Annotated in this window: 23 protein-coding genes; all 23 read left to right on the forward strand. The window is 28.0% G+C overall.

Annotated elements, in window-relative coordinates:
* Positions 1 to 21: 21 nt before the first annotated feature.
* Positions 22 to 1,317: a M18 family aminopeptidase gene (locus BEN51_RS02290; protein WP_119864485.1), complete on the forward strand. Its 1,296-nt coding sequence runs from the start codon at positions 22 to 24 to the stop codon at positions 1,315 to 1,317.
* A 246-nt stretch (positions 1,318 to 1,563) separates the two neighbouring features.
* On the forward strand, positions 1,564 to 2,151 hold the full coding sequence (locus tag BEN51_RS02295; protein WP_164704068.1) for a class I SAM-dependent methyltransferase: 588 nt from the start codon (positions 1,564 to 1,566) through the stop codon (positions 2,149 to 2,151).
* Positions 2,152 to 2,172: 21 nt separating this feature from the next.
* Complete coding sequence (locus tag BEN51_RS02300) at positions 2,173 to 3,552, forward strand: radical SAM/SPASM domain-containing protein (protein ID WP_119864487.1); 1,380 nt, start codon at positions 2,173 to 2,175, stop codon at positions 3,550 to 3,552.
* 90 nt (positions 3,553 to 3,642) lie between these two features.
* On the forward strand, positions 3,643 to 3,783 hold the full coding sequence (locus tag BEN51_RS13745; RefSeq protein WP_164704069.1) for a hypothetical protein: 141 nt from the start codon (positions 3,643 to 3,645) through the stop codon (positions 3,781 to 3,783).
* An 18-nt stretch (positions 3,784 to 3,801) separates the two neighbouring features.
* Positions 3,802 to 3,954, forward strand: a complete 153-nt coding sequence (locus BEN51_RS13750; protein ID WP_164704070.1) for a hypothetical protein — start codon at positions 3,802 to 3,804, stop codon at positions 3,952 to 3,954.
* A gap of 43 nt (positions 3,955 to 3,997) precedes the next feature.
* Positions 3,998 to 4,135 carry a hypothetical protein gene (locus BEN51_RS13755; RefSeq protein ID WP_164704071.1) on the forward strand — a complete coding sequence of 46 codons (138 nt, stop codon included), beginning with the start codon at positions 3,998 to 4,000 and terminating at the stop codon, positions 4,133 to 4,135.
* Between the two features lie 13 nt (positions 4,136 to 4,148).
* On the forward strand, positions 4,149 to 4,358 hold the full coding sequence (locus BEN51_RS02305) for a hypothetical protein (protein WP_123962151.1): 210 nt from the start codon (positions 4,149 to 4,151) through the stop codon (positions 4,356 to 4,358).
* Between the two features lie 90 nt (positions 4,359 to 4,448).
* A complete protein-coding gene (locus BEN51_RS02310) occupies positions 4,449 to 5,717 on the forward strand; it encodes a hypothetical protein (protein WP_119864489.1) in 1,269 nt (422 codons plus the stop codon).
* A gap of 12 nt (positions 5,718 to 5,729) precedes the next feature.
* Complete coding sequence (locus BEN51_RS02315; RefSeq protein ID WP_119864490.1) at positions 5,730 to 6,845, forward strand: BtrH N-terminal domain-containing protein; 1,116 nt, start codon at positions 5,730 to 5,732, stop codon at positions 6,843 to 6,845.
* 27 nt (positions 6,846 to 6,872) lie between these two features.
* Complete coding sequence (locus BEN51_RS02320) at positions 6,873 to 7,271, forward strand: hypothetical protein (RefSeq protein ID WP_119864491.1); 399 nt, start codon at positions 6,873 to 6,875, stop codon at positions 7,269 to 7,271.
* Between the two features lie 28 nt (positions 7,272 to 7,299).
* Positions 7,300 to 9,768, forward strand: a complete 2,469-nt coding sequence (locus BEN51_RS02325) for an ABC transporter permease (protein WP_119864492.1) — start codon at positions 7,300 to 7,302, stop codon at positions 9,766 to 9,768.
* Between the two features lie 24 nt (positions 9,769 to 9,792).
* Positions 9,793 to 11,328 (forward strand): AMP-binding protein, encoded by a 1,536-nt coding sequence (locus BEN51_RS02330; RefSeq protein ID WP_119864493.1) that lies wholly within the window; start codon positions 9,793 to 9,795, stop codon positions 11,326 to 11,328.
* A 42-nt stretch (positions 11,329 to 11,370) separates the two neighbouring features.
* Positions 11,371 to 11,616: an acyl carrier protein gene (locus BEN51_RS02335; RefSeq protein WP_119864494.1), complete on the forward strand. Its 246-nt coding sequence runs from the start codon at positions 11,371 to 11,373 to the stop codon at positions 11,614 to 11,616.
* Positions 11,613 to 12,830 carry a radical SAM/SPASM domain-containing protein gene (locus tag BEN51_RS02340; RefSeq protein ID WP_119864495.1) on the forward strand — a complete coding sequence of 406 codons (1,218 nt, stop codon included), beginning with the start codon at positions 11,613 to 11,615 and terminating at the stop codon, positions 12,828 to 12,830. The genes BEN51_RS02335 and BEN51_RS02340 overlap by 4 nt, the downstream gene beginning before the upstream one ends.
* A 60-nt stretch (positions 12,831 to 12,890) precedes the next feature.
* Complete coding sequence (locus tag BEN51_RS02345) at positions 12,891 to 13,583, forward strand: ABC transporter ATP-binding protein (protein WP_119864496.1); 693 nt, start codon at positions 12,891 to 12,893, stop codon at positions 13,581 to 13,583.
* 206 nt (positions 13,584 to 13,789) lie between these two features.
* Positions 13,790 to 14,707: an N-acetylmuramic acid 6-phosphate etherase gene (gene murQ, locus BEN51_RS02350; RefSeq protein WP_119864497.1), complete on the forward strand. Its 918-nt coding sequence runs from the start codon at positions 13,790 to 13,792 to the stop codon at positions 14,705 to 14,707.
* A gap of 27 nt (positions 14,708 to 14,734) precedes the next feature.
* Complete coding sequence (locus tag BEN51_RS02355) at positions 14,735 to 16,096, forward strand: PTS transporter subunit EIIC (RefSeq protein ID WP_119864498.1); 1,362 nt, start codon at positions 14,735 to 14,737, stop codon at positions 16,094 to 16,096.
* A gap of 198 nt (positions 16,097 to 16,294) precedes the next feature.
* On the forward strand, positions 16,295 to 17,380 hold the full coding sequence (locus BEN51_RS02360) for a DUF871 domain-containing protein (RefSeq protein WP_119864499.1): 1,086 nt from the start codon (positions 16,295 to 16,297) through the stop codon (positions 17,378 to 17,380).
* 44 nt (positions 17,381 to 17,424) lie between these two features.
* Positions 17,425 to 18,279, forward strand: coding sequence for a MurR/RpiR family transcriptional regulator (locus BEN51_RS02365; RefSeq protein WP_119864500.1), 855 nt, complete (start codon positions 17,425 to 17,427; stop codon positions 18,277 to 18,279).
* A 447-nt stretch (positions 18,280 to 18,726) separates the two neighbouring features.
* The gene (locus BEN51_RS02370) at positions 18,727 to 20,133 is read left to right on the forward strand and encodes a PTS mannitol transporter subunit IIBC (protein ID WP_119864501.1); all 1,407 of its coding nucleotides are present in this window, start codon (positions 18,727 to 18,729) and stop codon (positions 20,131 to 20,133) included.
* Between the two features lie 54 nt (positions 20,134 to 20,187).
* Positions 20,188 to 22,230, forward strand: a complete 2,043-nt coding sequence (locus BEN51_RS02375; RefSeq protein WP_164704072.1) for a BglG family transcription antiterminator — start codon at positions 20,188 to 20,190, stop codon at positions 22,228 to 22,230.
* Between the two features lie 2 nt (positions 22,231 to 22,232).
* A complete protein-coding gene (locus BEN51_RS02380; RefSeq protein WP_119864503.1) occupies positions 22,233 to 22,673 on the forward strand; it encodes a PTS mannitol transporter subunit IIA in 441 nt (146 codons plus the stop codon).
* Positions 22,673 to 23,824, forward strand: coding sequence for a mannitol-1-phosphate 5-dehydrogenase (locus BEN51_RS02385; protein WP_119864504.1), 1,152 nt, complete (start codon positions 22,673 to 22,675; stop codon positions 23,822 to 23,824). The genes BEN51_RS02380 and BEN51_RS02385 overlap by 1 nt, the downstream gene beginning before the upstream one ends.
* Positions 23,825 to 23,921: the final 97 nt, after the last annotated feature.

Genomic DNA, 23,921 nt, shown 5'->3' on the forward strand with positions numbered 1-23,921 from the left:
TTAAGTTAAGGAGTGATTATCATGGAAAAGAAATTAGCAACAGACTTAATTGAGTTTTTATATAAAAGTCCAACAGCATATCATTCTGTAAAAGCCATTAAAGAAGTTTTAACTTCAAAGGGATTTATAGAAATAAAAGAAGAAGAAAAGTGGAACTTACAAAAGGAAGGTAAGTATTATGTTACAAAAAATGATTCTGCCCTTATTGCTTTTACAGTAGGAAGGGGAGAAATAGAGGAAGCTGGATTTAAATTAATTGGAGCTCATACAGATTCGCCAGGTTTTAGAATTAAGGCAAAGCCAGAAATGCTATCTGAAAATAAATATATAAAATTAAATACAGAAGTTTATGGTGGACCACTGCTTTATACATGGTTTGATAGGCCATTAGGAATTGCAGGAAAGGTTGCCTTAAAGGGAGAAAGTCCTCTAAAGCCAAGAGTAGAGCTTATTAATATAAATAGACCTATACTTATAATACCTAGTGTGGCAATTCATATGAACAGAAATGTAAATGAAGGATTTGCAGTAAATAAGCAAAAAGATACCTTGCCTTTACTAGGATTAATTAATGAGAAATTTGAAAAAGATAATTACTTAATAAAGATTTTAGCTGAAGAATTAAAGGTGGAAGCAGATGAAATAATAGGCTTTGATTTAGGCTTATATGAAATTGAAAAGGGCTCAATAATGGGAATAAATGAAGAATTTATATCTGCTGGAAGGCTAGATGACCTATGGATGGTTTATGCAGGTATGAAGGCTTTAATTGATAGCGATATAAATGCTTCTACCAATGTTTTAGTTTGCGTTGATAATGAAGAAATAGGAAGCCATACGGCTCAAGGAGCTGATTCAGCTTTACTATTAAACATATTAGAAAGGATAACTATAGCCTTAGGCAAGGATAAGGAAGGTTTATATAGAGCCTTAGCAAATTCTATAATGATCTCAGCAGACCTTGCTCATGCTGTTCATCCAAATGCTGAAGAAAAACATGATCCAACCAATAGACCGGTATTAGGAGAAGGTCCTGTTTTAAAGACAGCAGCTTCAGGAAGCTATAGTACAGACAGTTATAATGCTGCAATTTTTGAAGGCTTATGCAAGGCAGCAGGAGTTCCATATCAAAGCTTCTTTAATAGATCAGATGTTAGAGGAGGAAGCACAATAGGTCCTATGACATCATCAAGATTAACAATCCCAGTTATGGATATGGGTGCTCCATTATTATCAATGCATTCTATCAGGGAATTAGCTTCAGTTAAAGATAATTACTATACAATAAAATTATTTACAGAATTCTACAAAGCATAAAGTCTTATTATGTTGTGCTAATCAAAATTTTGGAAGTAATATCAAAGTAATTTAAATTATTTTGATATTACTTTTTTTATTTAAAATTATGGATTAATTTTTACAAATCTTAAACTTTGTTAATTTAATATTTCGAATATGATAGCCCCTTTGTTAATATAATGGTAAAAAAAGGAGAAATAAATTTAAATAAAAATTAAAAGAAAGGATTAACAAAAATTAAAAATGAGCTTTATTTATAAAATTTTGCCTAAGTTTTACAATCTTATAGACTTTATATATTTTGGAGAAGGAGAAAAGAATCCAAGGAATAAGCTAATATCTATTTTACCAAAAGAAAAAATAAAAGTTTTAGATATGTGTACTGGAACAGCAAAAAATGCAATATTAATTTCTTCCTACAATCCTAATGCTGAAGTTATTGGAATAGACATATCAGAAGAAATGTTAAATATGGCTAATAAAAAAATAAAAAATAGAGAAAACATCAAGTTATTAAGGATGGACGCATCTAGATTAAATTTTAATGATAATAGCTTTGATTTTACTATTATATCCTTAGTTTTACATGAAATGAATGATAAATATATTAATAAAATTATTGGCGAAGCCAAAAGAGTTACTAAAGAAAGTGGACAAATAATTATTGTGGAATGGAGAAAAGAGTTAAGTTTAATAAAAAGAATTTTATTTTACCCAATAAAGAAAATGGAGCCAAAAGGATTTGAAGAAGTAATTGAGCATAAAATAAATGAATTTATAAAAAAGTGGAGTTTAAAAGTAGATAAGATTTTTGAGTGTAATTATACCCAAATAATTTCACTAAGAAAATAAATTTTAAAGGAGATTGAGTTTATGTGTAGAGTAAGCAAAAATAATATTTATCTTAAATTAAAAAAGGATCCTGAAAAATATTTATTAGTTCAAGGATATAGAGGATCTTTTGATGTTGTAGACAGGTCAATAGCTGAAGCATTATGTAATGGTGAGAAGAATCTTGAATATTTAAAAACTTTAAGTGATGAAGATAGAGAAATTCTTACAAAAAGAGGATATTTAACTTCTGCAACTGAAGCTGAAGAAGAAGAAATCATATCAAAGATAAGCGATATTCTTAATAGAGTATCAAAGAATACCTTAACAATAACAATTATGCCTACTTATAATTGTAATTTTAGATGTGAATACTGCTTTGAACAAAATCTTTTAAAAAAGGGAAAAGAATGGCTTTCAGGTAAGATGACAGCTGAAATAGTTGATTCTATATTTATACAGTTAGATAAATATAAGAAAGCTGGTAAAAAGATTTCAAGTGTTTATTTATTTGGTGGAGAACCGCTGTTAAGAAACAATAAAGATATAGTGGAGTATATATGTAAGAAATGTAGGGAAGCAGAAATTCCTATAAGTTGTATAAGCAATGGATATGATTTGGATAAATATATTGATCTATTAAAAGAATATAAATTTGATAAAATTCAAATAACTGTTGATGGAATTGGAAAAGAGCATGACAAGAGAAGGTTTTTAGCAGGAGGTCAAGGTACCTATAATAGGATAATGAATAACATTCAATTAGCCCTTGATAATGGAATTAATATAACTGTAAGAACTAATGTAAATAAGAAAAATACTGATTCTATAGAAGTACTAATCAATGAATATAAAAAACGTGGCTGGGTAGGAATGAAAAACTTTAATTATTATTTTAAAGCTACCTTAAGATGTTATGAAGAAATAGGAACGGCCCTTTCAGATGTAGAATTAATGCATCAATTGGCAGAACAATATGGAGATACCCCTCAAAGATTTCAATTTAATACTATTTACCAAGGTTTGAGTAATAGCATAGGATATATGTTAAAAAATAATAGTATAGCTCCATTAAGATCAGGATATTGTGGAGCTCATACTGGAATGTATACTATTGATCCATATGGAGATATTTATCCATGTTGGGACGTATTAGCTCAAGATGATTGTAAAATAGGAAAAGTAGATTTAGAGAAAAATGAATTTATATTTAATGATAATCATGATAAGTGGAAAAAGAGAACAGTGGATAAAATAGAAGACTGCAAGGAATGCAAGTATAAGCTTTTCTGTGGCGGAGGATGTTCAGCTCAAGCTAAGGTAGTAAGTAATGATATAAATAGAGCTTATTGTGATGATTTTACGAATATATTTGATGAAGTAGTAGTAGAAATAGTAGAGAAGAATTTACAAATATCATAGTATTAATTTTTAAGTTTATTATTATGATTGATAATTAAAATTATTAATCATTTTAATAATAAGATTATTAACATAGAAAGGAGGGGAATTATGGAAAAGGTAAAATCAATCAATACTGAACTTACTGTAGATGAAATGCAAATAGAAGAATTAATAACTGAATTAGTTGAAAGAGATGAATATGCATGTACAGGTGATGCATGTGGAGCAAATGCATGTGGAATAAACTAATTTGAAGGAAGGTAGACAATGAAGATAGAATCTATTAACAAAGAATTATCAATAAGTGCGGTAAATAATGACATAGAAGATATTATTTCAGAGCTTATAGAGAGAGATGAGTTCTCTTGCACTGGAAATACATGTCCTGTTCATAGCTGTAGAATTGTGATGCTAGAATAATATCAATCTTCATTATGATGCATTTTAAGAAGGGTGGATTAAAATGGATAATATTAAGCCTTTAAATCAAGAGATAAATTATGAATTAAGAGATATTGAAGAACTTATTAAAGAGTTAAATGATAGAAATGAGTTTTTATGCACAGGAAATGTTTGCGGGGCCGATGTAACCCTAGTATAAAAATATTTACTCAATGAAAGAAGGTTGGAAGATGATTAAATCAATAAATACAACCATTGATGATGAAAAGATGGATCTTTTTGTTTGTGAACTTGAAGAAAGAGATGAAATGATATGCATTTTAAAGGCTTGTGCTGCTAATGCAGAGTTTTGTCTTGGACAAGCATGTGGAGCAGCTTGTATTGGAATTACAATTTGTGTTGCAGGGGCACACTTAGGATAAATATTAAAAAATATAATAGATCTTTTTCTCGAGGTTTCCTCGAGAAAAAGATTTGATATTTATAAAAGTTAATTTAAATAAGGAGTATTTATGGAGAATACTGTTTTAAGAATCAAAAAAGGCGTTGAAATTTCAGAATTTGATGATGGAGAGAAGACAATATCCTATTTAATCTGTTATAATGAAAGATATTGGAAAGTATCTAAATTAGTTTATATAGTTTTTAAATGTATAGACGGAGTTAAAAGTGTTGAAAGCATAAAAAAATATTTAGAAGATGAATATAATTATAAAATTGATATAGATAAGCTCATAGAAGTAATAGACATTGCATTTAGGAAAACAGGTTTATTAGAAGGTACTGAAGCTGTTAATGAAAGAAAAAGAAATAAAATGCTTTGGGGTAGAATATCAATATTTAAACCTAGTTTTATTAGTAAGTTTAGATTTTTATCAAAATTATTTAATAAGAATATTTTGCTAAGATTTGGTATTATAATATTGATATGGATGCTATATATCCTTAGTAACTATTCAAACAATAAGGTAATTAATGAAGTATTAGCCTTAAATTTTAAAGAGTTAATTTTATGTTACAGCTTTATATTTTTAGCTGGAATAATACATGAATTTGGACATTCTTTGTCAGCTATGTACTTTGACAGTAAACCAGGGAATATAGGTATTGGTGTATATATAATAATGCCAGTTATGTTCTCTGATGTAACTGATATTTGGAGATTAGAAAGAAAAAAAAGAGCCTTAGTAGATTTAGGGGGAATTTATTTACAGGGAGTTTTTTTATTTTTTTTCTATATAATTAACAATATTTTCTTAAAAAGTAATTTATTAAATGTTGCTATTTTAGTTTCAGCCTTTCAAATAGTAAGTAATTTAAATCCTTTTATTAAATTAGATGGATATTGGTTATTAGTTGATTATTTAGGAGTTGTAAATATAGGCCAAACTGTTTATGAGCTTTATAAAGCTGTTTTACTAAAATTAATTAAGAGAAAAAAAGAAATTAATATATTAACAAAAGAAAAAAGAAGAGTTATTTATATATATTCTATTTTTACTATTGGATTTTATGTGTATTTCATTAGGATGATTTTAGATTCAATTATTTTAGCTATAAAGAATGTTTATACAGATATTTTATATCTTTTAAATAATGGACTAAATAATACTAAACTTATTGATATTTTTAACTATTTCAGTAATAGAATAACTTCTTTTATAGTATTAATTTTTACTGCTAGAATTCTAATTTCAGTATTTAGAATATTAGGAAAAGTAGTAATTAAGTTAAAGGCTTTTTATATTAATAAAAGAAACTTTAATAAGTATAAAGAGTGAGTGGGTGAGTAAATGATGAAATTAATTAATACATACAAAAGCATAGACAGAAGGGTCATATATGATTGCCGTGTTAAGTCCTTAATGGAGCTTATGAGACATTATGGTCTTAATATTAATGAGTATGAAATACTATTAATTTCTAGAGCTATTTTATTTAGCTACGACAAAATATCTATTCCTAATATAATAAATAAAAAAATTCCTTATGCAGCAGTATCTACAAATGATATAGTGGAGAACCTTTTTGATGAATTAGGTATCAATTACAAGAAAGTTAAAATAGGAGCTTCTAGTGAAGACTGGAAGACCCTAAAACAATTAATAGATAATGATATTCCGATATTATTTAAAATAGATAGTAGATTTTTAAATGATAACTTTGATGAAAATAAGAAGCAGACCCTTAATTTATATTATTTATCAACATTGCTACTGGTTGGATATGATGAAGAAAAAGAAGTGGTTTATATTGTGCTGACTAATACAAACGAAATAGACAGAGTGACTGAATTATCCATAGACAATTTTAATAAATATAGAAATACTCAATGTATGCCCTTTAAAGCAGACTACACCTGTTACTATGTTGAAGATGATAAAGAAATAAGGAATATAAAAAGAGATAAAATAAATGAATTACTAAAAAAAGGTCTCTTTGAAATATCAAAATTAATGCTGGATGATACTGTAGAATATAATGTAAAAATTGGAGCCTTTGATGGAACTAAGTTATTAAGGGGTATCACTGCTATGAAAGAACTAAAGAAAGACTTAGAAGATATGTTACTAAAAATTGATCAAATAGATAAGAAAACCATAAAATTTATAATATTGTTTATTAGAAATAACCTTATGTTTGGAAGCCATAGTGCTTTTAGAGGTGAATTTGCTAGTTGTTTAGAGCACCTCTCAAATTTAATAAATGATAAGTATTTTTTCAATATAAGCTTAGAGTTTAAGGAAATAGCAAAGCTTTGGGGAAAGTTATTTGTGGGACTTACCTCTATTGCAAATGAAAAAAATGACTTTAATGATAAGCTGACAATAGTGATTGATACTTTAGATAAAATAATTCTAAAAGAAGAGCAGCAATTTAAGCTAATAAATAACTATTTTAATAAATAAGTCTTTTGACTTGAAAGGAGAAAGTAAATGAGTAAGAAAAGGATAATATTATTTATAATACTAATAGTTGGAATACTATATTTTATTATAACCGGAATATTTTCAGATTTTGATACTAAAATTGGATATGTTGAAAATAATTTTGGGAACACAATGGAAGCTTCCTTTAAGCACTTTGATGGGAAGAAAGATAAAAAAATAAAATTCAATGAAGGAGAAGTAGTTAATTTTGAATATTCTCTTCAAGCAAAAGATGGAAGTTTAGAATTTCAAATTAAAGATGAAGATGGGAAAATAGTTGAAAGCAGAAAAAGTAACGATGAAGGAAATATAGAGCTAAAAGTTGATAAAACTCAAAAATACAAAATCATTATCTTAGCTGAAAAAGCACAAGGAAGTTACAGTATAGAATGGGATAAAAACTAGTAAATTTTCAGGAAGGGAAAAGTAATCAATGAATATAATACTAAGACACATATCAAGAAATATATTAGAAAATAAATTTCGAAGTTTATTAATTATTTTTTCATTAATAATTTCTACCATAGTAATATATTTAAATTTTAATATTAAAGATGATTTAGTTTTACAGTATAAAGCAGTAATGGAAGGATCCTATAAAGAATATGATATTTTTATTACTAAGAATAATGTAAATAATCAAACTGATGCAATATATGATATGGATACTCTTGATCTTTCTGGTATGGGGGTTAAGGAATACTTTGGAGTTTCAAGAGTTCTAGGCCTTTACTCTTATAACAATTCCTTGATTAATGTTTATATGTATGGTACAGATATTGATTTATTAGAAAAAGAAAACTTAATTTCTATAGATCAAAATACTAATGAATATAAAGAAAAAGGTAATATAGTAATTAGTAAAAATGTGGCTGAATATTATAATCTAGATTTAAATGACAAGATTAAAATAAAAACAAATGATGAGGATATGGAATTAACTATTGCTGCAATAGCAGATATAAAGGGAATGTATTTACAAGAGAGCGGAAGGATAATGGCTTTTACCTCAAGAGAAACATTAGGGGAAATATATGATAGACCAAGTTCAACATATGGTACTTATATAAAATTAGAAGACTATCAAGAAAGTAAAGATTTTATAGAAAAATTTAATCAAAAAAACGAAGGGTTTTTGGCTGTAAATTTACATGATGAAACAGCCATAAAAAATGAAGTTAATACTATAAGCCAAATGCTTATCTTTGCATTAGCAGCAGTAATAATATTGGTATTTTATATAAATAGAAGCATGTTAAGATTAGTTTTGGCTAAAAGAGTTTCTATTTTTGGAACAATTCGAAGTATTGGAGCAACAAAAAATTTTGTTAATAGGCTTTTCTTATATGAAAATATCATCTATGGAATTCTTGGCGGAGGTATAGGAACTTTAATAGGAATTTTAATTAGACAGCCTGTTGCGAGAATGTTTAACTCCTATGGTTCTGAAAACATGATAAATAATACAGTTAATTTTAAATATATAATTTATTCATTATTTTTTACTGTATTACTTCAAATTACTATTTCTTATTTTGAAATAATAAAAATAAATAAAAATAATATCAAGGAATTGATATTTAATAAAATAAGCACAGCTTTTCATGAGAAAAAACTAGTTCCTATATTAGGTGGGGGGTTATTATTACTATCATTTTTATTATATAAATTAAATACTAATTATAATCTATTATTAGGAATAATTTCATTTTTGCTTGCAATAGCAGGTTCTATAGGAATTATACCTACAGTGTCTAAAATCATATCTCAATTTTTAGTAAAGATAAATAATAAATTATCAATTTCTACTGCTGAATTAGCAGGAAAAAATACCAAAAACAGTAAATCAGCCAATATAAGTATAAAATTAATAACAATAGTTTTATCTATTATGATGATAATAGCTATAATAGGATTTTCAATAAGTTCAGTATTTAAAGATGTAAAAGAAACCTTTAATGGGGATATTCAATTGACAAATATTGCATACAATAAAGAATATTATGAAGGTTTAAAAGAGATAAAGGGTGTAGAAACTTTAGATTTTATATATTATAAATTTTTTGATCTAAAACTAAACAATAAAGAGAATAATTTAGCTATTTTAGGCTTCAACGAAGCTAAAAATGGTATAAAAGATATAAGTGGAAAGCTTGGTAGTATTTCAGAATCAGAAATTCTTGTGGATGAATACTATGCTTTAAGAAATGAAATAGAAATAGGCAGCATAATTTCTTTAGAAAGTGAAGAATTTGATAAATTAGAATTTAAAGTAGCAGGTTTTATTGATTCAAGTTCTTTTATTTCATCAAGAAATGTAGTGGTTATTTCAGAAGAAAAATATATAAAAGAAATAACTGATGTGCCAATAGCAATTGAAATTGAAAGCAATATAGATGTTAAGGATCTTAAGCATAATCTTATAAATAAACTAATAGGAACAGGGATAAAGATTCAAACAATAGAAGAATTTTTAAACAGTAATAAGGAAGATATAGATACATTATTATCATTAGTGATTTTGATTATTGGAATGGCAGCCTTTATAGGTATATTAGGGGTGATTAGTAATCAATTAATTAGCTTTTATCAAAGAAAAAAAGAGTTTGCAATATACTATTCTGTAGCAATGAGTAAAAAACAAATAGCAAAAGTATTTTTTTATGAAATAGCATATACCTTTTTTATTGCCTGCATAATTGGGGGAGGACTTGGTGTATGGCTTTCAAAAATACTTGAGCAAATACTATTTAGTATAGGTGAATATATTAATGTAAAAATATCTTTTATGGAAGTGTCAGCTATAATTTTAGGAATGTTTTCTCTTTTACTATTATCTAATTTATTCATGATAAGAAATATTCTTAAGTTAAATGTGGTTGAAGAAATAAAATGTGAATAATTATATGAAATTTGGGAGTGTTATATGGAAAATTTAAAAAAAAGTACAATTAAAGAGTATTTGTATAATGCAGCTCCAAAATACAATAAAGATCCAATAATAAAGATTAATTTAAATAATACTATAATAAGCAAAACTTATGATGCCTTCATTAATGATGTTGAATTGTTTGGTTCTAAAATATTTTGTAACAAAAAACATATTGCCCTAATAGGTCCAGTTAGTTATGAATGGTTAGTTGTATTTTTTGGAGGAATGAATAGTGGAAATGTAATTGTGCCAATTGATTTTAATTTAAGCAGTGAGATTATAGAAGAATTATTAATAAAAGCAGATATTAATATGATATTTTATGATAAGCAATTTAAATCTAAAATTGAAAAATTAAAAGAAAAAAACAGATATTCAATTTATGAGTTAAATAATTTAAATGATTTTATAAAAGGGATAAATAAGAAGTCCTTAACTTCTTTTGAACCTGAAGAAGATGATACTGCTATTATAGCCTTTACTTCTGGTACAACTGGCTTCAATAAAGCAGTAATGTTAACTCATAAAAATTTAGTTCATAATGCAATTTGTTCAGTTTTATTGATAGGAAAAGATAAATTTCAACCAGGTGATATTACAGTATGCATTTTACCTCTATACCATATGCTAGGAATAACAACTACTGTTTTAGTTCCATTATTATATGGAGTAACAATAGGCCTCCCAAATAACAGCATAGATTTCATTAGTAATTTAAAAATATTTAAACCTGCCTATATAGTTGGTGTTCCAATGATAGCAGAAGGAATTTTAAAGTACCTAAAGGCAATATCAAAAAAATATAATTATGAAATAGCAGAGGAAAAAATTATAAGGAATATACTTGGGGAAAATCTTAAACTATTTATTAGTGGAGGGGCACATATTGAAGAGAGGATAATAATTGAATATGAAAAATTAGGAATTACCTTATTAAATGGTTATGGTATAACAGAATGTTCTCCTGTAGTTTCATGTAATAATATTGAGAAGAGGAAGAAGGATTCTGTAGGTGTAATTGCTCCAAAGCCTTTTTGTGAAGCAAAAATTCATAAGGGTGAGATTTATATAAGGGGAAGTATAGTTTGCAAGGGATACTATAAAGATGAGGAAAGCAATAATATCAATTTTGATGGTGAATGGTTTAAAACTGGAGACCTAGGATATATTGATAATGAAGGTTTTCTTTATATTACAGGGCGTAAAAAAAATATTATCATATTAAAAGATGGAAACAATATTTCACCTGAGCAAATTGAGAAAATGATTAATGAACATTATATTGTATCAAATTCTCTTATTAAGGCTGAAAAGCTAAAAAATATCGAGCTAATCAAGGCTTATATTTATCCTGATTATAATTATGCTGAGGAAAAGGGAATAAAAGATATAAAGATGGAATTAAGCAAAATAATTAACGAAATAAATTCTAAGTTACCTAATTATATGAAAGTACGGGAAATTGAAATACTAGAAGAAAATTTTGAATTAACTGGGATAGGCAAAATTAAAAGATATATGTATTTATAAAGTCAAAGGTGAATTTATTTATAAAAGAATGGGGGGAAGGAAGTGGAGACAACCTTTGAACAAGTAAAAAAGGTAATATCAAATTACACAGACTTTTCAGAAGATGAAATAAAAGAGGAATCAAGATTAACAAGTGATTTGGGATTAACTTCATTTGATTTAGTTTGTTTATCAATTTCAGTAGAGGATAACTTTGGAATAAAGTTAGAAAGCAAAGATTTTGTAGCTATCAATACTATTAAAGATTTATGTAATGCTATAAATCGTTATAAGGGGGAAGCGGTATGATAAAGTATATATCAGTTAATGAAGAAATCTCAAATGCAATGACAAAATGTAATAATATAAAAACAGCTGAAAGACTTGTACGCTTTTTTCAAAAGCAGGATGAGAAATATACTTATGATACTGATAAAAGTAAATACTATATAAATAGCTTTTTCCCTACTTTTCCTAGCAAGGCTTGGGAAAGAATGGTTAATGGAATATCAGAAATATCAAATTATAATAAGAGAGTCCCTTTGCAAGCAGATATAGTAGTGACAGGAAGATGTCATTGCAAGTGCTGGCATTGCTTTAGAGCAAAACATAATAAAAATGATTTAACTTTAGATAAGATAAAAGAAGTAATGGAAAGTCTTAATAATTTAGGCACATCGGTTGTTGGAATTACTGGAGGAGAGCCGATGTTAAGGGAAGATATATTAGAAATAATAAAAGCTATTCCTAATGAAATGGAAGGACATCTTTATACTACAGGTTATGGCATAACTGAAGAATTTGCAAAAAACTTAAAAAATTCAAATATAACAAGATGTATTATAAGCTTAGATCATTATGATGAAGAAATAGTATGCAATTCAAGAAACAATGAAAATGCTTATAGTGATGCAACTAATGCCGTAAAATTATTAGCAAAAAATAATATTTATACAGCGGTTACAGTGTGTATTAATGAGAATTTATCTGATCCAGATAAATTAGAAAAATATTTTGATTTTGTAAAGGACTTGGGAGCAAGTGAAATAAGAATTGTAATGCAAATACCACAAGGTAAGTTGGAAAATAAAAATGTTGGAAGAATATATGCTCAAAATATTGATATGGTAAAAAGCTTTAAAAGAAAATATAACAAAAAAGAAAACTTTCCAACAATAGTAAACTTCTGTGAAATTGAAAGTTCCAATTATTTTGGCTGCAATGCAGGAGCAAATTATATAGCAATTAATAATGATGGATATGTTACTCCTTGTGTAGCTGTTCCATTAAGTTTTGGAAGTGTTTATGAAAATAAATTAGAAAATATATATAACAAGATGGGAAAATATTTCTTAGAGTCAAGTAAAGTTTGTTATGGAATATCATCTAGTAGGATAATAGCTTCAGAAAAGATAGATACAAGTTCAAGTCCATTATCTTTAAATACATCTAAGAATATTGCAAAAAAATGTGCTATGGCTACGGGAAAGGGAGAATTATTCCATTATTGCAAAACAGTATAAAACTAAATTGATAAACTTATAGTAAGGGGGATAAATGACTAAAGAAGTCAATTAAAGAATATGAAAGAAATAATAAAAGTTAAAGATTTATCTAGATATTATGGAAGTAAAGAAAATAAAAATGTAGCATTAAATGATATAAATTTTTCAATTGAAGAAGGAGAATTTGTTTCTATAATGGGACCCTCCGGCTGTGGAAAAAGTACCTTGTTATATTCTATAGCAGGGCTTGACAAGCCAAATAAAGGAAGCGTGATCATTGATGATACTGATATTTATAATTTAAATGATAAAAACTTAAGTGAATTTAGGAGATCAATGATTGGCTTTATATTTCAATTTTATAATTTAGTTCCTAACTTAACAGTTGAAGAAAATATATTATTGCCAATTGTTATGGCAGGAAAAAAAGTAAGTTCTTATAAAGATGAATTAGAAGATATTTTAAATTTAGTTGGATTATCTGAAAAAAGAAATCATAGGCCGGAAGAACTTTCTGGAGGTCAGCAGCAAAGGGTAAGTATTGCAAGAGCAGTTATTTCATCACCTAAGATTATATTAGCAGATGAAGCTACTGGAAATTTAGATAGTAAATCAGGAAAAACAATTTTAGAGTTGTTTAAAAAAATAAATAAAGAAAAAGGAATTACTATTCTACAAGTAACACATTCTGAAGAATGTGCAAAATATGGAGAAAGAATAATTCGTTTATTTGATGGAAAAATAATAAAGGATTCTCAAAAGATATTTTAATATGCTTTTTATAAAGAAGAAGGTTGTTTACAATCTTCTTTTTTGTTTTAAAACTCATTATTTATTTCAGAGGATAAGCATTAATATAAATATTATGTGAAATAAATAAAAATATTTTTTAAAAAGTATTGAAATTTTATTTCAAAGGTGTTAATATGATAGTGTGATGAAAACGTAGTCACAATTACTTAGTTTGGAGGGATTATATGAAGAAAATAGACTTAGATAAATTAACCACGGAAAGTAGAAATCCTAATACATTTGATATAGATAAGCTTTCAACTCTTGAAATGGTTAGAAAAATAAATAATGAAGATAAAAAAGTAGCAGAAGCAGTAGAAAAAGAACTACCAAACATAGCTGAAGCAATAGATAGAATTTCAGAAAGAATGAGCAAAGGTGGAAGATTAATATATATCGGAGCTGGAACCTCAGGAAGACTTGGAATACTAGACGCTTCAGAATGTCCTCCAACTTATGGCGTATCAGAAGAGTTAGTTCAAGGAATAATAGCTGGTGGGAAGGAGGCAATATTTAGAGCTAAGGAAGGTGCAGAAGATTCTAAGGAACTAGCAGTTGAAGATTTAAAATCAAGAAACTTAAATGAAAATGATACTGTTGTTGGATTAGCTGCTTCAGGAAGAACACCTTATGTAATAGGCGGACTTAACTATGCAAATGAAATAGGAGCTTTAACTATTTCAGTAAGCTGCAATAAGGATTCAGAGATTTCAAAATATGCAAAAATTGAAATAGCACCAGTAGTTGGACCGGAAGTTGTTACAGGTTCTACAAGACTTAAAGCTGGTACAGCCCAAAAGCTTGTTTTAAATATGCTTTCAACAGGAGTAATGATAAAACAAGGTAAGGTATACGGAAATCTAATGGTTGATGTAAAGGCCAGCAATGAAAAGTTAGTAGAAAGAGCAAAAAGAATAGTTTGTGAAGCAACAGGCGCTGAAAGAGAAGAAGCGGAAAGGGTATTAGAGGAAACAAACTATGATGTTAAACTTTCCATTTTAATGATTATATCAGGAGAAGGAAAGGATAGGGCAAAAGAAGTCCTAGACATAAATAATGGCTATATAGCAAAAGCTTTATCATATATACAAAATAATAAATAATGGAATCATATTAAGGGAGGGTTAATTATGACAAATGCAGAAATTGCAAAGAACTTAGTTAAGTTAGTTGGAGGTAAAGATAATATCAAATCTGTAGAAAACTGCATGACACGCTGTAGATTTGAACTTATCGATGAATCTCTAGCTGACATTGAAAAAATTAAAAAGTCAGAAGGAGCATTAGGGGTTGTAAATGAAGATGGTCAATTACAAGTAGTTTATGGTCCAGGAAAAGTTACAAAAGTAACTTCAGAAGTTAAAAAAATAGTTGGAGACAAAGTATTAATAGGTGAAGAAGCGGTTAAAGCTACTAAAGCAAAATTAAAAGAAAAAAATGATACACCTTTTAAAAGAGGACTAAAGAAATTAGGTAGCGTATTTATTCCATTAATACCTTTATTCATAGCATGCGGACTTATATTAGCAATTAATAATATTTGTAATGTTCAATTTGGCGATGCTTATAAAACAACAAATGCAGCTAAAATAATAGGCCTTATAGGTAATGGCGTTTTCGGTATTTTACCAATATTAGTTGGTGTAAATGCAGCTAAGGTATTTGGTTCAGATATGCCAATGATGGGGGGAGTAATTGGATCAATATTAAATGCAGCAACATTAGCAGATATTACTCTTTTTGGTAAACCTTTAACTGCAGGTCGTGGTGGTATTATTTCAGTTATTCTAGTTGTTATTTTATCAGTATATGTAGAAAAAGGACTTAGAAAAGTTGTTCCAGAAGTTTTAGATCTTTTTGTAACTCCAATAGTTACATTAACAGTTTCATTATTAGCAGCTTTTGCTGTATTACAACCAATAGGTGGAGCAATTTCAGACTCAATTGGAGCTTTAGTAGCTAACACTGTAGCTTCAGGAAATATAGTAGTTTCAGTATTCTCAGGAATTATTTCAGGTGCTTTATTCTTACCTTTAGTTATGACAGGAATGCACCAAGCATTAACACCAATTCATACAGACTTAATTGCTAATTATGGATATACACTATTATTACCTGTATTAGCAACAGCAGGTATGGCACAAGTTGGAGCAACTTTTGCAGTACTAAAGAAAACTAAAAATGAAAGATTAAAGAAAACAGCTAAAAACGGTCTTATCCCAGGAATTTTAGGAATTGGTGAACCTTTAATATATGGTATTACATTACCACTTGGAAAACCATTCTTAGGAGCTTGTTTAGGAGCTGGAGTTGGTGGAGCTGTAATGGCATTATTCAAAGTTGGTTCAGTAGCTCTAGGAGTTTCAGGATTACCACTTGCATTATTAATAGCAGATGGAAAAATGGTTCAATTCCTAATTGGTGTTTTAGCATCATATGTAGCAGGATACTTCTTTACATCAATATTAGGATTTGAAGATCCAGTAGAATAATAATTGACAATTGATAATGAACAACGGACAATTTAGGAAATAATTCAGCTAACTGAATTATGAAAGAATTATTAAAATTAAAAAGAAGATTTTCGCAGAATATTCTGCGAAATATCTTCTTTTTCTTGTAATGGGGACTGACCCCATTACAAAAATTAACAAAAACCACTGTGCACTAGCAACGAAGGAGGTATTAGAGTGTCATTTGGAATTTCAGTATATTTTGGATTAGACAATACTAAAGAAGAAAATATTAAATTATTAAAGGAAGCTAAAGAACTTGGTTTTACAAGAATATTTACATCCCTTCATATACCAGAAGCAAATTATGATGTATTAAAAGTAGAGGTTAAAGAATTTTTAGAACTGGCAAAAGATTATGATATGGATATCATTAGTGATATATCACCAAATACCTTTAAGTTTTTAAACTTAGAAAATATGGATTTAAAAGGACTTAAAAATTTAGGGGTTAAAACAATAAGAATAGATTTTGGCTATAGTGAAGAAGAGATAGCTTTAATGACTAAAAATGAATATGGCTTAAAGGTTCAGTTAAATGCATCAACAATTACAGAAAAGTTTTTTAAAGAATTAGATAAATATTCACCTGATTATAGTAATATGGATGCCCTTCATAATTTTTATCCAAGGGTAGGTACAGGAATTTCAGAAGAATGTATGATAGAAAAAAATAAAATACTTTTAGATAGAGGAATTGTTCCATGTGCCTTTGTTCAATCTAATAATAGAAAAAGAAGCCCTTTAAAAGATGGACTTCCAACTCTAGAAGATCATAGGGGATTAGATGTAGCGGAAGCAGCTAATCATTTAATTGCCTTAGAAAATGAATCTATATTTATAGGTGATTCACTCCCTAGTTATGAAGAAATGAAAGCTTTATCAGAATTAAAATCAGGAGCAATAAAACTTGATATAGATATTATTGATAAAAATTATGCTATAATAAGTTTATTAAATAATGTTTTCACAAGCAGAACTGATGAAGCAAGAGATGCTATTAGAGCAAGTGAAAGCAGATTAAAATTAAATGGAAATCTTATTGAACCATTTAATACAGTGGCTAAAGATTTTGGTGATATTACTATAGACAATAAACATTATGGAAGATACATGGGTGAGCTTCAAATAATTAAAAGAAAACAAAAAGCTGATGAAAGAACCAATGTAGTTGGAAGATTATTGGAGAAAGATCTCTATTTATTAAAGTATATTACTGCTGGAAAGGCTTTTTACTTTAATATTAAAAAGCTAAATAAATAGTTAAATAAAATTATTTATAAATAGATCAATAGGGATGTGAAATAGTGAACATATTAAATTACATTAAGCAAAATTATGAAAGCTTTACAGACAGAGAAAAATTAATTGCAGATTATCTTTTAACAAATAAAAAAAGCATATTAGGAATGTCTGCAAAAGAAATAGGAAATGTAACAAATACTTCAGCTCCTACTGTAGTTAGATTTTCTAAAAAAATAGGCTTTAATACTTTAAATGAAATGAAGCTTCAATTATCAATTGATTTAAATGCTGAAGATGAGGCTTCAGATTTTGAGTATTTGGCTGGAGATTTATCTGTCAAAAATATTATGTATGGCATTAAGAATTCCATTGATGCAATAATGAACCAAACAATAAGCGTACTAAAGGAAGAAGAATTAGAAAAAGCAATTAATACCTTAAATAAGGCAAAAAAAATCTACATATTTAGTGTAGGGAGCTCAGCTTTAGTAGGAAAAGACTTTTACTATAAGTTGAGCAGAATAAATAAGGTATGCATTTCTCATGAAGATACCCATCTTCAAATAACATCTTCAGCTCTTTTAGAAAAAGGAGATGTTGTAATAGCTATATCCTATTCAGGTCATACTAAGGAAGTTAATATCTGTGTAGAAAATGCTAAAAGACAAGGTGTGCCTGTTATAGCAATTACTAAAGCTAGTATAAATAATCCATTAGCAGAAATAGCAGATATAGTTTTAAAAGTACCTTTTGTTGAAAAGTCTTTAAGAGAAGGTGCAATGAGTTCTAGAATTTCACAACTAGCAGTTATAGATATGCTGTTCATAGGAATGGCAAGAAATAACTTAAGAAAGGTTGAAGAACAACTTCGCCTAACAAGAAAGGCTGTAGAAGAATTAAAAGAAGTTGATAATTAGGGAAAAGTGCTGTGCACTTTTCCCTAATTTATAATGAATAATTTACAATGTTAATGTAGAAACTACATATCTAGAAAAGTGATGCATACTTTTCAATGGACAATGTCGAATTATTTCTAAAATTGCGAAAAGGAATATTTTAATTTTGTCTATTTACAGAAGTCAAAATTAATTGTCAACTATTAAATTTGTATTTTTTATTTTTTATGAAATGCTGTGAAAGGGCTTATAATGCGATTTCTCAAACTTTAATTTTGTCCTCAGAATTAAATGCCACAATTAATTACGTTTAAATTGAAAACGATATAATTATAAAATATAATTTAATTGTAAGAAATAATAAATCATTAAATAATGATTACAAGATATATTTTCCAAAGGATTAAAGAATAGCGCTACCTTTGAAAACGGTATATCTGGTAAAATAAATATTAGGGGGAAATAAGAATGAGTACAAAAGCAAGAGTACAAAAATTAGGTAACTTTTTATCAAGTATGGTGCTTCCAAACATAGCTGCTTTTATTGCATGGGGAATTATTACTGCTTTATTTATACCAACAGGTTGGACACCAAATGAATCTTTAGCAACTTTAGTTGGCCCAATGTTATCATATCTATTACCAATATTAATCGGTTTCCAAGGTGGTAAACTTGTATATGGAGATAGAGGAGGAGTAGTTGGAGCTATCGCTACTGCCGGTGTTGTTATAGGAGCATCAATCCCAATGTTCATTGGAGCAATGGCAATGGGACCATTAGGTGGATGGTTAATTAAGAAATTCGATGAAATCGTAGATGGAAAAATTCCTACAGGCTTTGAAATGTTAGTTAACAACTTCTCAGCAGGTATTTTAGGTGGAATATTAGCAATTTTCTCTTTCAAAGTAATTGAACCACTTGTTAGTGCATTCTCAAATACATTAAGCAACATAGCTACTACTATTACTGACATGGGAATATTACCAGTTATATCACTTGCTATTGAACCAGGTAAGATATTATTCTTAAATAATGCTATTAACCACGGTATATTAACTCCACTTGGATTAGAGCAAGCAGAAACATTAGGAAAATCTGTATTCTTCTTACTAGAAGCTAACCCAGGTCCAGGATTAGGAATACTTTTAGCATATTGCTTATTCGGTAAAGGTAATGCAAAACAATCTGCACCAGGAGCTGTTATCATTCATGCTTTAGGTGGTATCCATGAAATCTACTTCCCATACATCTTAATGAAGCCAGCTTTATTAATAGCTGTAATTGCAGCAGGTATGGCAGGTAACTTAACATTCTTATTACTTGATGCAGGTCTAGTAGCTGCAGCTTCACCAGGAAGTATCATTGCAGTATTAGGTATGACACCAAGAGGAAGCCACTTAGGAGTTATCGCTGGTATGGCAGTAGCAACTGCAGTATCATTCTTAATAGCATCTGTAATTCTTAAGGGAAGCAAGGGTGAAGAAAACTTAGAAGACGCTCAAAGCAAAGTTAAAGGCATGAAAGCTGAAAGCAAAGGAAACATAGCTCCAAAAGCTACTGTTGAAAAGATAGATGCAAGTGACATTAACTTAATAGTATTCGCTTGTGATGCAGGTATGGGATCTTCTGCAATGGGAGAATCAATACTTAAAAAGAAAATTAAAGAAGCTGGACTTTCAATACCAGTAAAACACAGCCCAGTAAGTTCAATTCCAAAAGATGCTGACGTAGTATTTACACAAGAAAACTTAGTAGCTAGAGCTAAGGATTCAGCACCGCATGCTAGAATAATTACAGTTAAGAACTTCCTTGATAACGCAAGTTATGATAGTTTTATAAATGAACTTAAGGAAGGTTCAGGGGCAAGAAACTAATAAACAAGAAGCTAATTAAATTTAAATTAAATATAAATGAAGCTAGGTGATTATATGAATAAATTAACTCCTAGGCAGCAATTTATATTAAATTCATTATTAAACGAAGGTTCTTTAGAAATAAAGAACCTTCAAAATGAGTTTAGTATTGGGGATAAAACAATATATAGAGAAGTTACTGCAATTAATAGCTATTTAAATAAACATAAAGTAAATGTTTATAATTTTAACAACTCAAATTTGGTTATTTCAGGTAAAAAGGATGATATTAATAAACTGAAAAAATCAATTGAGAAAATTCCTATACAATGGGTGTTAAATAAGCATCAAAGGCAGTTAATGATTCTAACGGAATTGTTATTATCTAAAGAGCCTATTAAAGCTGCATATTTTAAAAATAAATATAATGTTGCTATGGCAAGTATCAGCTTTGATATAGATGCTATAGAGGAATGGCTATTAAATAAAAGTTTATATTTAGTAAAGAAAAAAAGCTATGGTATAGAAATAGAAGGACCTCAATGGAATAAAAGAAATGCTCTAAGTGAATTATTTTTTAGTATAAAGCCTTTAGAGAATTTACTTAACTATTTCTATGATGAAAAGCCTGAACCAGTAATAGATTTTATGTTTAAAGTAGCTTTTGGACAAAAAGTGACAGAGCTATTAAAAGAAATCTTTAAAACCACTCAAATTGATGGATTAAAGAATAGTGATATTAAATATTTTGAGTTTTTTATACAGGTTTTAATTTCTATTAAAAATACTGAAAATGAAAGAACTATTAGTTTGCCAAATAATATTGTTGAAGAAATAATAAATTCAAATGAATTTAGTAAATTAGATGAATTATGTGAAAAATTAAGATTAAAAAATATAATTCTTCCTAGGGAAGAAATTGCATATTTAAATCTTTATATAAGCAATTATCAAGATAATAAAGATAAAAAGATAGATATTTCAGGCATGAATATAAGTTCTGTTGTAACAGAATTTATTGAAGAGATATCTAAAAAAATAAATATAGATTTAACTTCAGATATTCAATTAAGGAATAGTTTATATCAACATTTTAATGAAAGTGTAAATGTCCTTAATATTGGCTTGAAAATAATAAATCCTCTATTAGAAGAAATAAAAGAACACAACGAGCATTTATTTGAAGCAGTAAGTAACGTATGTAAATTGATATTTTCAAGATATAACATTAATATACCGCCTGATGAAATAGGGTATATAACGCTACATATAGATGTAGCTATAAAAAGATATAAGCTAGAATCTGAGAAAATAAGAGTTTTCGTTATATGTCCAACAGGAATGAGTACAGCTAAAATCTTATCAAGTAGAATAAGTTCAACATTTTCAGATTTAAATATTGTTAAAGTTGGATCAGTATATGATTGGAGACAAATTGAAGAGGATAATGGTTATGACCTAATAATATCAACATTTAATATAGGAAATAATACAAGAGATAATATCATAATTGTATCTCCATTCTTGAATATTGACGACATAGGCAGAATTAATGAATTTATTTATAAATATAAAAAGAAATCAATAAGTATGTCAAAAGCTAAAGAAGAAGAGAAATTAGAGATAGATGTGATAGAAAAAAATGAAGTAGCAGAAATGCTTATAAATAATTTTAGGCTAAAAAATCTTGAAGTTGATTCCTATGAGGAACTTATATTAAGTATAACTGAAGACATTGAAAGTATTGGTATTACAGAAAACAAAGAAGAAATAGCCAAATTAATAATTGAAAGAGAGCATAAAGGGAATGTTGTTATTCCTGGAAGCAAGGTAGCTTTATTTCATACAAGAAGTGATGAGATAAAACATGCTTTTATTGGTGCTTATAGAATAAATAAGCCTATAAAGATGTCAAGCATTGGTTTTTCCTATGAAAATGTAGATACTTTTTTTGTAATGCTAGCCAGAATTTCAGATGAAAATGAGGCTTTAAAATTATTAGGGAAAATAAGCGTAGCTCTTATTGAAAATAAAGATTTTACAAAAAAATTAGAGGCCTCAGATATTGAAGCTAATCGAGAAATTATTAGAAGAATTATATATACCAGGGAGGATTAATTATGAATAATAAAATCTTAAATTTAGATAATATAGTATTAAATTTAAAATCAGAGGACAAAGAAAAAGTTATAGAAAGAGCAGGACAATTATTAGCAGATAGAGGCTATGTAAGTCCTGATTATATCAATGGAATGAAAGCTAGAGAAGAAGTAGTTTCTACATATCTAGGAAACAATGTAGCTATACCTCATGCTATTAATGAATATAAAAAGAATATTAAAGAAACTGGAATAGTAATTCTACAATATCCAGATGGAGTAGATTACGGCGATGGAAATACAGCTTATATAGTTATTGGAATTGCTGGAAGTGATGATGAGCATATGGAAATACTATCAAAAATTGCAATAGTAATTTCAGAAGAAGAAAATGTACAAAGATTAAGAAATGCAGCTTCTAAAGAAGAAATAATCAAAATATTAGAAGAAGGTGATTTTTAATGCTAAAAGCAATACATTTTGGGGCTGGAAATATAGGTAGAGGCTTTATTGGCTATTTACTTGCAAAATCAGGTTATGAAGTGACTTTCGTAGATATAGCAGATTCTTTAGTAGATGATATTAATAAATATAAAGAATATAGTGTAATAATTTTAAGCGATGTTAAGACTGAAGAAAAAGTTAAAAATGTAAAAGCAATTAACTTAAAAGATAAAGAAGCAGTGAAAAAAGCAGTACTTGATGCAGATTTAGTAACAACTTCCATTGGTGCTAATAATCTTAAAAGTACAGCAGGGTTATTAAAAGAAGTATTAGAAGAGAGAATGAGAGCAAATGACAGGCCTTTAGATATAATAGCTTGCGAAAATGCATTATTCGCAACAAATATTATAAAGGAAACTATTTTAGAAGGTGCAAGTGAGGAATTTAAGAAATACCTAGATGAAAAGGTAGGTTTCCCAAACTCAGCAGTAGATAGAATAGTTCCTAATACAAATGCAGTAAAAGAATGTCCAATTGATGTATTAGTTGAAGATTTCTTTGAATGGGACATTGAAAAAAATAAAGTAAAAGTAAATTCTGAAATTGATGGTGCAGAATATACAGATAATCTTGAACCATATTTAGAAAGAAAACTATTTATGCTAAATGGAGCTCATGCAACTGTAGCATATTTGGGATACCTTAAAAAATATGAATATATCCATGAAGCAATAATGGATGAAAAAATAAGAGAAACAGCTTTAAGCTTCCATAAAGAATGTTTAAAGGCTTTAAATATTAAACATGGAATGGAAATAAGCTCCTTAGAAGATTATTCTAAGAAAGTAATAAAGAGATTTGAAAACAGCTATCTTCAAGATGTAGTTTCTCGTGTTGGAAGAGACCCAATAAGAAAACTTTCAAACAAAGATAGACTTGTATCTCCATTAAAGCTATGTATAGAATACAATTTAGAATATAATACTATAGCAAAAGGAATAGCTGCAGGCTTACTATTTGATGCTGAAGATGATCCAAAAGCAAAAGAAGTTCAAGCATTAATTAAGGCTGAAGGATTAAGAGCAGCAATTAATAAAGTTTGTGGAATAGAAGATGAAAAAGTTATAGATTTAATTATTGAAAACTATAACCAAATAAAAAATAACTAAGTTAATAATATTTCCTAATATATAGTTAATAACAGTTAGTAGTTTGATAAAACTGCCTTGGGGGTGAAGTAAACTGCTAACTGTTAATTATTGATGT

The organism is Clostridium isatidis (assembly GCF_002285495.1).
Taxonomy (GTDB): Bacteria; Bacillota; Clostridia; order Clostridiales; family Clostridiaceae; genus Clostridium; species Clostridium isatidis.

Coding starts and splice junctions, on each gene's coding strand:
- BEN51_RS02370 (WP_119864501.1), top strand. CDS start 18,727: ATGAGTACAAAAGCAAGAGTACAAAAATTAGGTAACTTTTTATCAAGT.
- BEN51_RS13755 (WP_164704071.1), top strand. CDS start 3,998: ATGGATAATATTAAGCCTTTAAATCAAGAGATAAATTATGAATTAAGA.
- BEN51_RS02290 (WP_119864485.1), top strand. CDS start 22: ATGGAAAAGAAATTAGCAACAGACTTAATTGAGTTTTTATATAAAAGT.
- BEN51_RS02380 (WP_119864503.1), top strand. CDS start 22,233: ATGAATAATAAAATCTTAAATTTAGATAATATAGTATTAAATTTAAAA.
- BEN51_RS13750 (WP_164704070.1), top strand. CDS start 3,802: ATGAAGATAGAATCTATTAACAAAGAATTATCAATAAGTGCGGTAAAT.
- BEN51_RS02355 (WP_119864498.1), top strand. CDS start 14,735: ATGACAAATGCAGAAATTGCAAAGAACTTAGTTAAGTTAGTTGGAGGT.
- BEN51_RS02315 (WP_119864490.1), top strand. CDS start 5,730: ATGATGAAATTAATTAATACATACAAAAGCATAGACAGAAGGGTCATA.
- BEN51_RS02320 (WP_119864491.1), top strand. CDS start 6,873: ATGAGTAAGAAAAGGATAATATTATTTATAATACTAATAGTTGGAATA.
- BEN51_RS02325 (WP_119864492.1), top strand. CDS start 7,300: ATGAATATAATACTAAGACACATATCAAGAAATATATTAGAAAATAAA.
- BEN51_RS02385 (WP_119864504.1), top strand. CDS start 22,673: ATGCTAAAAGCAATACATTTTGGGGCTGGAAATATAGGTAGAGGCTTT.
- BEN51_RS13745 (WP_164704069.1), top strand. CDS start 3,643: ATGGAAAAGGTAAAATCAATCAATACTGAACTTACTGTAGATGAAATG.
- BEN51_RS02375 (WP_164704072.1), top strand. CDS start 20,188: ATGAATAAATTAACTCCTAGGCAGCAATTTATATTAAATTCATTATTA.
- BEN51_RS02345 (WP_119864496.1), top strand. CDS start 12,891: ATGAAAGAAATAATAAAAGTTAAAGATTTATCTAGATATTATGGAAGT.
- BEN51_RS02330 (WP_119864493.1), top strand. CDS start 9,793: ATGGAAAATTTAAAAAAAAGTACAATTAAAGAGTATTTGTATAATGCA.
- murQ (WP_119864497.1), top strand. CDS start 13,790: ATGAAGAAAATAGACTTAGATAAATTAACCACGGAAAGTAGAAATCCT.
- BEN51_RS02300 (WP_119864487.1), top strand. CDS start 2,173: ATGTGTAGAGTAAGCAAAAATAATATTTATCTTAAATTAAAAAAGGAT.
- BEN51_RS02305 (WP_123962151.1), top strand. CDS start 4,149: ATGAAAGAAGGTTGGAAGATGATTAAATCAATAAATACAACCATTGAT.
- BEN51_RS02310 (WP_119864489.1), top strand. CDS start 4,449: ATGGAGAATACTGTTTTAAGAATCAAAAAAGGCGTTGAAATTTCAGAA.
- BEN51_RS02340 (WP_119864495.1), top strand. CDS start 11,613: ATGATAAAGTATATATCAGTTAATGAAGAAATCTCAAATGCAATGACA.